General features: G+C 66.6%; 17 protein-coding genes. 1 reads left to right on the forward strand and 16 read right to left on the reverse strand.

Annotated features, from left to right (window positions below; genetic code table 11):
* The 12 genes from hypB to ACOJTD_RS14410 form a co-directional block, all read right to left on the reverse strand.
* Nucleotides 1-832 (reverse strand): hydrogenase nickel incorporation protein HypB (hypB, locus tag ACOJTD_RS14355; RefSeq protein WP_420133575.1); only part of this gene is annotated, 832 nt, incomplete at its 3' end.
* Complete coding sequence (gene hypA / locus ACOJTD_RS14360) at nucleotides 832-1173, reverse strand: hydrogenase maturation nickel metallochaperone HypA (RefSeq protein ID WP_420133576.1); 342 nt, start codon at nucleotides 1171-1173, stop codon at nucleotides 832-834. The genes hypB and hypA, both read right to left, overlap by 1 nt.
* Nucleotides 1166-2353, reverse strand: a complete 1188-nt coding sequence (locus ACOJTD_RS14365; RefSeq protein ID WP_420133577.1) for a nickel-dependent hydrogenase large subunit — start codon at nucleotides 2351-2353, stop codon at nucleotides 1166-1168. Before ACOJTD_RS14365 ends, hypA begins: the two co-directional genes overlap by 8 nt.
* Nucleotides 2350-2901, reverse strand: coding sequence for a [NiFe]-hydrogenase assembly chaperone HybE (hybE, locus tag ACOJTD_RS14370; protein ID WP_420133578.1), 552 nt, complete (start codon nucleotides 2899-2901; stop codon nucleotides 2350-2352). Before hybE ends, ACOJTD_RS14365 begins: the two co-directional genes overlap by 4 nt.
* On the reverse strand, nucleotides 2891-3103 hold the full coding sequence (locus ACOJTD_RS14375) for a rubredoxin (RefSeq protein WP_420133579.1): 213 nt from the start codon (nucleotides 3101-3103) through the stop codon (nucleotides 2891-2893). Before ACOJTD_RS14375 ends, hybE begins: the two co-directional genes overlap by 11 nt.
* Nucleotides 3100-3966 carry a hydrogenase expression/formation C-terminal domain-containing protein gene (locus ACOJTD_RS14380; RefSeq protein WP_420133580.1) on the reverse strand — a complete coding sequence of 289 codons (867 nt, stop codon included), beginning with the start codon at nucleotides 3964-3966 and terminating at the stop codon, nucleotides 3100-3102. Before ACOJTD_RS14380 ends, ACOJTD_RS14375 begins: the two co-directional genes overlap by 4 nt.
* A complete protein-coding gene (locus ACOJTD_RS14385; RefSeq protein ID WP_420133581.1) occupies nucleotides 3963-4367 on the reverse strand; it encodes a hydrogenase accessory protein in 405 nt (134 codons plus the stop codon). Before ACOJTD_RS14385 ends, ACOJTD_RS14380 begins: the two co-directional genes overlap by 4 nt.
* 239 nt (nucleotides 4368-4606) lie before the next feature.
* Entirely contained in the window at nucleotides 4607-4909 is a 303-nt protein-coding gene (locus ACOJTD_RS14390; RefSeq protein ID WP_420133582.1) for a HypC/HybG/HupF family hydrogenase formation chaperone, read from the reverse strand.
* 12 nt (nucleotides 4910-4921) lie between these two features.
* Entirely contained in the window at nucleotides 4922-5518 is a 597-nt protein-coding gene (locus ACOJTD_RS14395; RefSeq protein WP_420133583.1) for a HupE/UreJ family protein, read from the reverse strand.
* 19 nt (nucleotides 5519-5537) lie between these two features.
* On the reverse strand, nucleotides 5538-6143 hold the full coding sequence (locus ACOJTD_RS14400) for a HyaD/HybD family hydrogenase maturation endopeptidase (protein ID WP_420133584.1): 606 nt from the start codon (nucleotides 6141-6143) through the stop codon (nucleotides 5538-5540).
* A 210-nt stretch (nucleotides 6144-6353) separates the two neighbouring features.
* Nucleotides 6354-8234, reverse strand: a complete 1881-nt coding sequence (gene feoB / locus ACOJTD_RS14405) for a ferrous iron transporter B (protein ID WP_420133585.1) — start codon at nucleotides 8232-8234, stop codon at nucleotides 6354-6356.
* A 10-nt stretch (nucleotides 8235-8244) separates the two neighbouring features.
* On the reverse strand, nucleotides 8245-8523 hold the full coding sequence (locus tag ACOJTD_RS14410) for a FeoA family protein (RefSeq protein ID WP_420133586.1): 279 nt from the start codon (nucleotides 8521-8523) through the stop codon (nucleotides 8245-8247).
* A gap of 383 nt (nucleotides 8524-8906) precedes the next feature.
* Between ACOJTD_RS14410 and ACOJTD_RS14415 the strand changes: the two genes are divergently transcribed.
* Nucleotides 8907-9074, forward strand: a complete 168-nt coding sequence (locus ACOJTD_RS14415; RefSeq protein WP_420133587.1) for a hypothetical protein — start codon at nucleotides 8907-8909, stop codon at nucleotides 9072-9074.
* Nucleotides 9075-9100: 26 nt separating this feature from the next.
* Here the strand turns inward: ACOJTD_RS14415 and ACOJTD_RS14420 are convergent, their stop codons facing one another.
* The 4 genes from ACOJTD_RS14420 to ACOJTD_RS14435 all read right to left on the reverse strand — a co-directional run.
* Nucleotides 9101-9397: a hypothetical protein gene (locus ACOJTD_RS14420; protein ID WP_420133588.1), complete on the reverse strand. Its 297-nt coding sequence runs from the start codon at nucleotides 9395-9397 to the stop codon at nucleotides 9101-9103.
* A 292-nt stretch (nucleotides 9398-9689) separates the two neighbouring features.
* Nucleotides 9690-11075 (reverse strand): ribulose-bisphosphate carboxylase, encoded by a 1386-nt coding sequence (locus ACOJTD_RS14425; RefSeq protein WP_420133589.1) that lies wholly within the window; start codon nucleotides 11073-11075, stop codon nucleotides 9690-9692.
* Between the two features lie 155 nt (nucleotides 11076-11230).
* The gene (gene fba, locus ACOJTD_RS14430) at nucleotides 11231-12316 is read right to left on the reverse strand and encodes a class II fructose-bisphosphate aldolase (RefSeq protein ID WP_420133590.1); all 1086 of its coding nucleotides are present in this window, start codon (nucleotides 12314-12316) and stop codon (nucleotides 11231-11233) included.
* 58 nt (nucleotides 12317-12374) lie between these two features.
* Nucleotides 12375-12838 (reverse strand): transketolase-like TK C-terminal-containing protein (locus ACOJTD_RS14435; protein WP_420133591.1); only part of this gene is annotated, 464 nt, incomplete at its 5' end.

Here is a 12838-nt window from a genome sequence, read left to right on the forward strand (position 1 = left end):
CCGTCAGAACCTCGATCTTCGGATTGACGCGGCGGGCGTATTCGATCGTAGCGGCGAGATCGAAATCGAGATGCGGCAACAGGTCGATCTTGTTCAGCAGCAGCAGATCGGAGGCCGCGAACATGTGCGGATATTTCAGCGGCTTGTCCTCGCCCTCGGTGACCGAGAGCAGGGTGACGCGCCGCGTCTCGCCGAGGTCGAAGGCGGCCGGGCAGACGAGGTTGCCGACATTCTCGATGAACAGCACCGAACCGGCGGCCGGCGCGAGGTGTTCGGCGGCGTGCCCGACCATGTGGGCGTCGAGATGGCAGCCCTTGCCGGTGTTGATCTGGATCGCCGGCGCGCCGGTGGCGCGGATGCGCTGCGCATCGTTGGCGGTCTGCTGATCGCCTTCGATCACGGCGATCGGATAATTATTCTTCAAGTCGTTGATAGTCTTGACCAGCAGCGTTGTCTTCCCCGAGCCCGGGCTAGAGACGAGGTTGAGCACGAAACTCCCGGCAGCGGCGAAGCGCGCGCGATTGTCCGCCGCGTGGCTATCGTTGGTAGCGAGAATGTCGCGCTCGATCTGCACCACGCGCGCCTGCGTCAGCCCTGGCACATGCACGCCGGCGATGCCGCCGCCGAAATCGATGCTGCCGGTCTCCGACGCGTGGGCATGACCGTGGTGGTGCTGGTCGTGATCGTGCGCGTGATCGTGGTCATGGTCGTGATCATGCGGATGGTCGTGAGCGTGATGATGGTGATCGTGATGATGGCCGTGATCATGGGCGTGACTGTGCGCGTGGCCCGGGTCCACGCTGCCGTCGCCGCATCCGCACACCGTACACATCAGTCGACCTCCAGTTCTTTCACTCGCAGGCCATCACCCGCGGTGATCTGCAATTGATAGCCGCCACAGTCCGGACACGGATCGCCACGCTGCGCGAGTGGCACAGTCTTGGCGCAGTTCATGCACCAGGCCTCGCCTGGCACGGTGACGACCTCGAATCGCGCGTCCGCCGCGATGCCGCCATGCGCGATGGCCGAGAAGCAGAATCGCATCGCTTCCGGCTCGACATGGCTGAGCGCGCCGATCTCGACCCAGACGGCGCGCACGCGACTGAATTTCTGCGCTTTGGCCTCACGCTCGATGATCTCGATCAAGCTTTCGCACAGCGCCATCTCATGCATCGGCGGACTCGCGTAGCTCGACGTCAAACCCGACACAGGGATCGAACGCCGCGACAAGCGCCGCGAGGCGTTGCCGATCGTCTTCGCAGACGCACAATGGAGCGCCGACTAGCGCGCGGGCGAGCGGGCCCTCCGGATGGAAATTCCATTCCGTGGGGGCGAGGATTTCGTAGCGGGCGATGCAGCCATGGTGATCCAGTGCGATCAGGTGATGCAGCCGACCGCGCGCGCATTCGACGGCACCGAGGCCGATGCCGTCACCAAGCGAGGTAGCTCGCAGAAGGTCGGCGGCGTCGGCCTCGCCGCCTCGTAGCGCGCGCAGTCGCTGCGGTGTTGTGGTTGCCTCGATCAGGCGGGCGAGCGACCGACCAGAGAGGCCGGAGCCGACGGAGCGGATCAGCGGATGCTCGGCGAGCCGGGCGAGCGCGCCGGTTTCAGGAACGCGGCCGGCAAGGTCGGGGCGCGCGGCGAAGTGTGCGCCGTGGCGCAGGAGGGCGGTGCCGATCACGTGGTCGTCGGCCGCGGTCAGGGGATCGATAGCGATTGCGCCGAAGTCCGCCTCGAAGGGTGTATCATCCGCAAGCTCTCGGCCTTGCCGAAAGGCCCCCTCACCCCGGCCCTCTCCCCGCGCGCGGAGAGAGCGAACGCGGCTGACGTGCAGGGCGGCGAGCGGAGAAGCGGAGGCGAGCCAGGCGCGATACGTATCAGGGTCGTCAAGGCTGTGTTCGGAGAGGCAGATGGCGTCGAGACCGTCGGCGAGCGCGTCGATGGCGTCGGGCTCGAGCTGGCCGCGGGCGTCGGAGCGGCGCGCTCCGGCGATCAGGGATCGGAGCGGCGGCGCGAAAATCGGGAATTGATCGGCCGCGAGCGACGTGATTGTGCCGCGCAGCAGTTCGATCAATCTCTCGGTGAGTACGGCAGCGGCTTGCGTGGCTACGACGTCCGACGGCAGCGTCTCGCCGCGCGCGGCGCTAAGTGCGAGTGTGGCTGCGGCGCCTTGCGCGGCCGCGCAGAGCGCGAACAGCCTCGGCACCAGCGCAACCATTGCCTCGGCCGGCTTGCCCAGCGCTAGACGGCCGACGCCGACGGGACGGCGGGCGCTGATCTCGACCCGCGCGACGCGGCCGTGCGCCAGCACGGCGCTAACGGCGATGCGAGCGTCGCGTGCCACCGCATTCACGACCGTCGCTCCGTCAGCGCGCCACGAAGAAATCTGCGTCGGTCAAGCGACGGCTCTGCGCGCGAGTTCCGCGCGGCCGATTTGGCTTCATCCGCAGCCTGGGAATTGACTGACGGCGAATCCGCCTTCTCTGCCGGCGCCAGCACCACCGTCAGCGCCGCGAGCGCAGTGCTCTCCGCCTGCTGCTGATCGACGAAGTCGTGCATCGGCGACACCAGCGAGCAGCTTTCGACCGTGCCGATGCCGTCGAGCACGCCGATGGTGAAGTCCAGCACGCCGACCGGCAGCGCGCGCGGCACAATTGTGCCGGGCGGCATCGCCAGATCGGCTTGCTGCGGCACCCGCACGAGGTTCATGAACCACGGCGTCACCACGACGCCAAACGTTGCGCCGTCCATCTCGCGGAAGCCCAGCGCAGCAATTCCGAGCGCCGGATTGTAGATCGGCAAATCGCGCATCGCGGCGTCGGCGCGGCGATAGATCACGGCGAGCGCCTCGCCGATGAGGCGTGCGGCAGCATCGAGATCGTGGCCAGCCTCAGCGTCCATCGTCGACCCGCATGAATTGATGAGGGGCGGCATCGCAGTTCGGACAGCGCCAGTCCTCCGGCAGCGCGGCGAACGGCGTGCCGGGCTCGGCACGGCCGAGCGCGTCGCCCTCCGCCGGGTCGTAGACGGTCCAGCACACGCCGCATTCCATCCGCGCCAGCGGCTCAGCATCGACGCGGCCGAAATTCTCGAAGCCGCTCATGCGAAATACGCCTCGATGATATCGCCGAGCCGCTCGGCGGAGTCGTGGAAATCCTCGTCAGCGGCGCGGACGGCGGCGGGCACGTCGCCGACCTCAATGGTATCAAGGATCGGCGTGTCCATCGCATTGAGATACTGCACCGACCAGACGTGACGCGCGCCGGTCGCCAGCACGCGGCAGCTGCCGTAGCCGCGCGAATACATCTGGATCGGGCCATTACCAAGTGTCGCTGTCAGATGCGCCATGTCGGCGGGGTTCATCGGCAGCAACGTGAAGTTGATGATGTGCGGCGCGGCGCCCGGCTGATGCGCCGCCATACGCTCGCGGATTTCCGCCAGCACCGGCATCACATTCATGGCGCCCTCGGGCGCCTCGCCGATCTCGATATCAGGTCGCGGAAAATCCAGCGCCGCGCGTGCAACAATCTCCGGGATCGCACCGAGTTCCAGATAGTCGAGCGCGGACTCATCTCCCTCACGTTCGATCCGTACCCGCCATAGGCCGGCGAACACCGACTCCTGGATCTGCGCGACGCGGCGGTCCGGCAGCGCGACGATGCCGGTCACTTCGCCCTCGCCGAGAATATCGGCGAGCAGGCCGAGTTCATCGGCGTCGAGCTGATCGAGCCGCACCTGCACCGAAGCATCTTCGGCCCGGTGCGCGGCGAGCGCGGCGCGCAGGCCCGGCAGTATCGCGGCGAGGCGGGGGCATCGCTCAGTCAATTCGTCGCCGCCGCGCGTCGCCAGCGCCGCGATGGTGCCGGCACCGGTGAAGCCGCGCCGCGCGCTCCCGTCGTGGCCGAGCGGCAGCACGTGCATGTCGATATCGTCGCTCCCCGCGACGCTGGTGTAGCCCACCCTCATGCCGGCTGCTCCTGTGCGAGAAGACGGGCATCGGCGTCGAGCAGCACGTTGATGCGGGCGAGATAAACCGACCAGTCCTGGATCTTGGAGATGGCGCCGAGGCTGCGGCCCGGCCGCGCCAGCGCGATGCCCGGGCAGACCTTGACGCCGAAGCGCGGCATCAGCGCCGGCTCGTCGCCCGCCGCGATCTCGGCGCCGACCAGCCGCCCGCCGAACGCGGCAATCAGTTGTGGCAGCACCACCGCGATATCGTCGCCGTCCGGGAAGCGCACCGGATCGCCACGAAACAGCAGCACGCTGATCCGTCCGGGTACGGATGCGATGAAGTCGTCGACGTCGGCAGAACCGATGATCGGCAATATGTTGGGGCGCGCAGCCGCGCGCGTGAGCGAAGCGCTCATGTTTCCTCCGGACCCGGCTTTTGTTGTTGTCGCTGGTGGCCAAGATTGAGCAAGCCACGTGCCAGCTGGTGATCGTCGGGAAAACCCCGCAAACTTACCGGCAATCGGTTGGTTTGCAGTCATTCGGACGATGACGCCGGCCCCGATGGAAACATGATTGTCGGAAACCGGATAGTAGACTTCCAGATACCATCACATGATACCGGCAATGGCCCGATCACGCGCCGTTTGTATGCGGCTCAGGGGTTCGTGGGACGCAGATGTTCGGGCAACTTGGGTTCGCGGTCGATCAAATCCGCGAATAGATGCTCGAACGGCTTGCCTTCCATCGCCGCGGCGAGGCCATCCAGCGCATCGTCGATCTGGCGCGCCTCGTCCTCGTCGAGCACGCGTACGGCACTGTCGATGAACACCAACAGGCGATCGCCGACCGCGACTTCGCCGACCAGCGCAGTCGAGACCTGGCGCTGCTCGGCGCGGCGCTCGCACAGCGCGGTGTGTTCATCGCTGCTGATCACGGTCATCGGCAGGCCAACGCACATCGGACGGCGTCCCTAAAGCGGCAGCGCGAGCGCAACGCCGGCTGCAGCGATGGCGCCTCCGGCAAGCTTCGCCACTGGCGCGCGGGGCAGCAGCGCACCGAGCGCGAGGCCGATGCCGTGCAGCAGCGCGGTCGCCGCAATGAAGCCGGCCCCATAGGCCAGCGGCGAAGCCATCACCGGCATCTCGGCGCCGTGCGCCGCGCCGTGAAACAGGCCGAACAGCGCGACCAGCGCCGCCGCGGCGGCGACCGGAATCCGGACCGACAGCGCGATCAAGCCGCCGAGCGCGATCACCGACAGAGCGATCATCGGCTCCACCGCCGGCAGCGCGAGGCCCTGGCCGCCGAGCGCGGCACCGAAGGTCATCAGCACGACGAAGCTCGCCGGCACCTGCCAGCGCGCGCGCCCCCCGAGCGACGCTGCCCATAGACCGACCGCGACCATCGCCAGCAGGTGATCGGCGCCCAACAACGGATGCGCGAAGCCGGCCGTGGCGCCGTCGGTGCTGACAAGATACACGCCGGTGTGCGCTTCGGCGAGACCGGGCACGCAGGCCGCAAGAGTTGCAACAAGGCAGGCACGCAGGCCGGCGCGGATCAAACGTGTCATGACGTGTCCTCCCTGGTTGTTAGGTGGCGGCAGCCGCCGGAGCGGCGCGCCGTTCATAGCTGTCGTGGTCAAGATCGTGACCGAGCAGCCGCTCTGTCGGCGCAAGCGCGACATCGCGCGGCGTCAGGGTGATGCCCCATTCGGCCAGAATGGTGCGTGCCAGCGTCAATGCATCGTCAATCCGCGTGGCGACCGGCGGCGTCAGCGCGCCGCCCCAGTCCTCGAGATCCCGCGGCTGGCAGCCGATCAACGCCAGCCGGGTCGGCGCCGCGCCGAGCAGGTCGGCGGCGCTCAGCACCTCCTGGAAGCCGGTCTGATGCAGGCTCATTTTCTTGGCGCCGGTGAATTTCGGCACCTCGTCGCCATCGACGCGTTTCAGCGTGCCAGGCACGAGGCCGTAGTCGATGGCATCGAACACAAGGAGATGGTCATGCTCCTGCAGCAGGTTGACCAAATACAAACCCTGGGTACCGCCATCCATCACGGTGACGTGCTCGTCGGCCTGATACGCGCGGTGAAACGCCTCTACGGCGCGGACACCGAACCCTTCATCAGCCCACAGGATGTTGCCGATGCCGAGGACGAGGATACGGGGGGATGGTGATGTCGCAGGATGCTCGGTCATGTCGAAACGTCCTCGGCAGAGGCTGCAGCGGCAAGGCTTTCTTCACCCTCCCCTGAAGGCGGAGGGTCGGCGGGGAGCGCGCGCAGCGCGGTGCCCGCCGGGGTGGGGTGGGCCGCGGGCACAGCGGATGAACTCTTCGCCACCCCACCACCCCGCTCGCTACGCGAGCGACCCTCCCCATCCAGGGGAGGGTGAACCGCAACGTTGTGACTACCCCGCGCCGAGCGCGACCGCGACGTTGTAGGTGATCAGGCTGGCGATGTAGGCGAGCACGAACATGTAGATGAAGGTGACCGCCATCCAGCCCCAGCTGCCGGTCTCGCGCTTGATCACCGCCAGCGTCGAGGCGCATTGCGGGGCGAAGATGAACCAGGCCAGCAGCGACAGCGCGGTGGCGAGGCTCCACTTGCTCGCCAGCACCTGGCCGATCTGCTCGGCCGCTTCCTTGCCGCCCTCGATCGCATAGACGGTGCCGAGGCTTGCGACCGCGACTTCACGCGCCGCCATGCCGGGGATCAGCGCCACCGCGATCTGCCAGTTGAAGCCGAGCGGCGCCAGCACCGGTTCGATCGCGTGGCCGATGATCGAGGCGAGGCTGTAGTCGATCGCCGGCTCTGTGGCGCCGGCCGGCGGCCGCGGGAACGAGGCCAGGAACCAGATCAGCACCATCATCGAGAAGATCGTGGTGCCGGCGCGCTGCAGGAACATTTTCGCGCGGATGTAGATGCCGATGCCGACGCTCTTCAGCCGCGGCATCTTGTAGTCCGGCAGCTCCAGCATGAACGGCGCCGGCTCGTAGTCGCGCCACATGAAGAACTTGATGAGCGCCGAGACCGCCAGCGCGCTGACGATTCCGGCCGCGTAGAGGCCGAACATCACCAGCCCCTGCAGGTTGATCCAGCCGAACACCTGCTGCGACGGGATGAAAGCCGAGATGATCAGCGTGTAGACCGGGATGCGCGCCGAACAGGTCATCAGCGGCGCGATCAGGATCGTGGTCAGCCGGTCGCGTTTGTTGTCGATCACCCGCGTCGCCATGATGCCGGGGATGGCGCAGGCGAAGCTCGACAGCAGCGGGATGAAGGCCCGGCCGTGCAGCCCGGCGCCGCCCATGATGCGATCCATCAGAAACGCGGCCCGCGCCATGTAGCCGAAATCTTCCAGCAGCAGGATGAACAGGAAGATGATGATGATCTGCGGCAGGAACACCAGCACGCTGCCGACGCCGGAGATGACGCCGTTCTGCAGGAAGCTCTGCAGCAGCCCGTCCGGCAGCGTGGCTTTGACGAATTCGCCCAGCGCTTCGAAGCCGCCGGAGATCAGTTCCATCAGCGGCTGCGCCCAGGTGAACACCGCCTGGAACATCACGAACAGGATCAGCAGCAGCAGCACGAGGCCGGCGACCGGATGCAGCACCACCGAATCGACCTTGGCCGTCAAGGTGTGCGGACGCGCCGGCAGGCTGACGCACTCGGCGATGATGCGATCGGCCTCGCGCTGCAGGGCGCGCAGCTCGGCCGTGGTCAGCGGGCGCCAATCGTCGGGCGAGGCCGAGGCCGGCATGTGGGCCGCCATCTCGTCGGTCCGCGCCAGCAGCTCCGCAGTGCCGCCCTTCCGGACCGCGATCGAGGTCACGACCGGGATGCCGAGCTGCGCCGACAGCTTGTCGATATCGACGGTAACGCCGCGCCGCTTGGCGATGTCGTACATGTTGAGCACGAGCATCAGCGGCCGGCCGGTGGCCTTCAGCTCGAGCATCAGCCGGAACGTCAGGCGCAGATTGGTGGTGTCGGCGACGCACAGGATGAGATCCGGAACCGCCTCCCCGGCCTTGCGGCCAAGCACGACGTCGCGGGTGATCTCTTCGTCCGGGCTGCGGCCGCGCAGCGAATAGGTGCCGGGCAGGTCGAGCAGGCTGACGGTGCGGCCCGCTGGCGTGGTGAACAGGCCGGCTTTGCGCTCGACCGTGACGCCCGGATAGTTGGCGACCTTCTGACGGCTACCGGTCAGCGCGTTGAACAGCGAGGTCTTGCCGCTGTTCGGCGTTCCCACCAGCGCAAGATTGAAGGGCTGCGTTTCGATCGAGCTCATCGCGCAATCGTCACATCAATACGACGGCCATCGCTTCGCGGCGGCGGACTGCAATCGTGATGTTGTCGACCCGAACCGCGATCGGATCACGCCCGATGATACCTTCGTGCAGAACCTCGACCTTGGCGCCCTCGACGAAGCCGAGCTCGATCAGCCGGCTCTCAAGCTCGACCGGCTGCAGCGACGACGCCACGCGTGGGTCGATCGCCTGCACCACGCCACGATAGCCGCGCCGCGCATTGCCAAGCAGGATCGGCTTATGGCCGTTGTGATGCAGGTTCGAGGTCATCGCCCGTTCTTCCAATCGTGGCTGCGGAGGTCAAGAGATTCAGCCCTGCGCCGCTCGGAGTTTAGAACGATTGTAACAGGCGCTATCAATTCGCATGTAACGCGAAATCGCGCGAAAGTGGTTTGATCTAGCACAATTTGCGCAGTGGCTTTGCGGAGTTTCCCGCGGAGAACGAAGTGATGACGCGGCTTGCGCGGCACGCAGCGCGTCGTGCGCCACATGTCGGGCGACTGAAATCATAAACCATGGGTTGCGATCACATGGCCCCGGCCGCCCCCGTTAAGGGTTCGGCGAAGCACGGCGTGGAAGGGTGGCGTCGGGGATTTCGCCGCCCGCCGGACGTCCAGTTCCGGCCAAGGCCGCGACAGATGACGGGGACGACAATGACGGCACGCGCAGCAAGCAAGACAAACCATCGCAAGCATCAGCCCGCGCTCATCGATACGGCGGGGCTCGCGTCGGTGATCGCGCTGAACCTCACCAACATGGCGACGGTGATGGCGTCGTCCGCCACCGTGCTGCTCTGCCTGCTGATCGCCAAGCGGTTCTGAACCGGCGGCCTCTGCAGGCCTTGCGATCAGGAGCGGCCGTGCAGCGGTTCGTGAGCCTCCGTGGCCTGGAAGCCGCCGAACAGCCGTCCCAGCCAACCCTTCCGGTCATCGCCGTCGCTGCGCGGCTGCGCCTCGGCGATCAGATGCGACGCGATGCGGATCGCGCTGGCGCCCGGCGGTGTCGATCCGAGCGCCTCGGTGTGCTTCCGGCCGGCCGCCTCGACGGTCACCAACCGGTTGTCGGTGAGGAAGAACGAGCAGTCGTACACGGAGCCGTGCAGCCGCAACTGGAACATGTAGGTCTTGGAGTGACGGTGAATCATCGCGATTCCCTCGTCTGACATCCGGGGCCGCAGCGAGCAACAATGGCGCGCTGATGGCGGACTGCGGACACCCGAAAGCTTGCACGACGGCAACAAGTTGTGAAGCCGCGCCTCGCGACAGCGTTAGGCATCCCCTAACGTAGCGAACGGCAAAGTAACTCAAACCTCGCTCAATCCCGAGGACCAATCCGGCGCGGCCGTATCATCGACGCGCTGACTGCCTGGCGCTTCCTCACGCAAAACGGCCCGCGTCGAGGACGCGGGCCGCCAGGATTGATCAAGTGCGCCGCGATCAGGCTGCGGCGAGCTTGAGCTTGTTGCGCCAGTTCGGGAACAGCTTGTCGGCGTCGTGCGGGAAGCTCTCGAAGGCGCGCGCGAATTCGCGGTGATCCTTGGCGAACTCGACCGGATCGGCCCCCAGCTTCCAGCACTGCTCGGCCTGCCGCAGCGACTTGGCACCGGCCGCGCCGCCGTCGACATGGCCGAACGCACCGCCACCCGCCGTCATGATCAGGTTGGAGTGGCCGAGATTGTCGAAGAAGCCCGGCATCCGCAGCGCATTCATGCCGCCCGAGATGATCGGCGTGGTCGGGTTGAGGCCGAGCCATTCCTGGTGGAAGTACGGACCATCGGCGGAGTCCTGCGTGATCATGAAGGCCGCGGTGCGGTCGGAGGCTTCGCCCTCCATCTTGCCGAAGCCCATGGTGCCGACGTGGATGCCCGAGGCGCCCTGCAAGCGAGCCATTTTCGACAGCACGAACGCCGTGTAGCCGCGCTTGCTCTGCGGCGAGGTCACGGCGCCGTGGCCGGCGCGGTGATAGTGCAGATACTGCTTCGGGAAGCGGCGACGCGCGGTGGTCACCGCCGCCGGGCCGGCGACGTAGCCGTCGACCAGGAAGGCGACGTGGTCGGCATTCTCGCCGAACGTCTCGAGGATGTACTCGCCGCGCGCCACCATCTCGTAGTGATCGTCGGCGGTGATGTTGAACGAGAACAGCTTGGCCTCGCCGGTCTTGTCCTGCGCGCGGCGCATCGCGTCGGCGACCGCCTGCACGGTGTCCTTGAACGGCGCGAACACCTGGTTGCCCTGCGGCTCGTCGTTCTTGATGAAGTCGCCGCCCAGCCAGAAATCGTAGCAGGCGTTGGCGAAGGGCTGCGGACGCAGGCCGAGCTTAGGCTTGATGATGGTGCCGACGATGAAGCCGCCGTCGACCACCGGCCGGCCGAGCACGCGCCACAGATCCTTGATCGTGGTCGACGGGCCGTCGAACAGCTTCAAGTAAGCCGGCGGCACGTAGAAGTCGTACATCTTGGCGTATTCGACGTCGCCCATGCCCTGGTTGTTGCCGATCGTCAGCGTCAGGAACGACGCGATCATGGCGCGGCCGTCGATCACGTTGCGGTCGAACAGTTCGATCGGATACGCGATCTTCATCAGCTGCTTGGCTTCGTCGATCTCGTAGACGAGCGCATCGACGCCGCGGGTGAAGTCGTCGGTGGTCGAGACTTCGACATTGGTGCCGGTGGAGGACTCCGCCGCGAAGTGCGCGGCGGTCTGGAGGAAATTGCCGAAGCCGTCCTTCGGCTTCATGATGTAGGCGCACAGCACGTGCCGTCCGCCCGCGATCAGATCGCTTTCCTTGAGGTTGAGGTTGGCGTAGCGATTGGACTGGTCCATGACGAACTCCTGAGTGCCGGCCATTGCCGGCGTGATGCATCCCGAACTTCACCGCGCAGACGCGCGGCCGCGCGGAGACCCCTCTCCCCCCGCGCGAATTCTCCCCCGGAATTCTTGAGCCCGCGGTTCATCCGCGGGTCGTGACCGCGCCGCGCTTATTCGGCGGCGCGAGCGACCTGGCCGATCTGCGGATCGAGCGCGCCGGACTTGTAGCGCTTGGCCATTTCCGACATCGGAACGACCTTGATCTTGCTGGCGTGGCCTGCGGTGCCGAACTGCTCGAAGCGCAGCCGGCAAACGTCGCGCATCGCATCCATCGCGGGCTTCAAGAACTTGCGCGGATCGAACTCCGCCTTGTTCTGGGTCGCAACCTTGCGGAACACGCCGGTCATCGCCAGGCGGCAGTCGGTGTCGATGTTGACCTTGCGGACGCCGTGCTTGATGCCGCGAACGATCTCCTCGACGGGAACACCAAAGGTCTGCGGCATCGCGCCGCCAAACTCGTTGAAGATGTCCTGCAGATCCTGCGGCACCGACGACGAGCCGTGCATCACCAGATGCGTGTTCGGCAGCCGCCGATGGATCTCCTCGACCACCTTCATGGCGAGCACGTCGCCGTCCGGCTTGCGCGAGAACTTGTATGCGCCATGCGAGGTGCCCATCGCGATCGCCAGCGCGTCGACCTTGGTGGCGCGCACGAAATCGACCGCCTGGTCGGGATCGGTCAGCAACTGCTCGCGGCTGACCTTGCCCTCGACGCCGTGGCCGTCTTCCTGCTCGCCACCGCCGTGCTCCAGCGATCCGAGCACGCCGAGCTCACCTTCCACCGAGGCGCCGACCCAATGCGCCATGTCGGTGACGCGGCGGGTGATGTCGACATTGTATTGATAGTCCGCCGCGGTCTTGGCGTCAGCCTTGAGCGAGCCGTCCATCATCACCGAGGTGAAGCCGTAGCGGATCGCGGTGGCGCAGGTCGCTTCGTCGTTGCCGTGGTCCTGATGCATGCACAGCGGGATGTCGGGATACATCTCGGCCAGCGCGTCGATCATCTTCGCCAGCATGATGTCGTTGGCGTAGGAGCGCGCGCCGCGCGACGCCTGGATGATCACCGGCGCATCGACCGCGGCCGCCGCCTCCATGATCGCCAGGCCCTGCTCCATGTTGTTGATGTTGAACGCGGGCACGCCGTAGCTGTGCTCGGCGGCGTGATCCAATAGCTGCCTCAGGGTGATACGCGCCATGATGTCTCCTACTGACTAACCGTGTGACGACGCTGCGGTCGTGAAGGACAAATGGGTTTCAATGCTTGCCGCGGGCGATCGCGCCCTTGGCGGCGTCCACCACCGCATCGGTGGTGATACCGAACTTCTGGTACAGCACCGGCGCGGGCGCCGAGGCGCCGAAGCCGGCCATGCCGACGAAGGCGCCGCCATCGCCGATCCAGCGCCGCCAATCGGTGTCGCGCGCGGCCTCGATGCCGACCCGCGGCGCGGTGCCGAGCACACCGGCCCGGTACGCGTCGTCCTGTTCGGCGAACAGTTCGAAGCACGGCGCCGACACCACGGCGGCCTTGATGCCGTCGGCCTCGAGCTTGCAGGCCGCTTCCAGCGCGAGTGAGACTTCCGAGCCGGTCGCGATCAGTGTGACATCGCGGGCGCCGGGATCGATGACCAAATAAGCGCCACGCGAAACCGGATTGTCGGTGACGCCGTTCGGCCGCGGCAGCATTGGCAGCGCCTGGCGGGACAGCGCCAGTACCGAGG

The sequence above is a fragment of the Rhodopseudomonas sp. genome, assembly GCF_048594845.1.
GTDB lineage: Bacteria > Pseudomonadota > Alphaproteobacteria > Rhizobiales > Xanthobacteraceae > Rhodopseudomonas.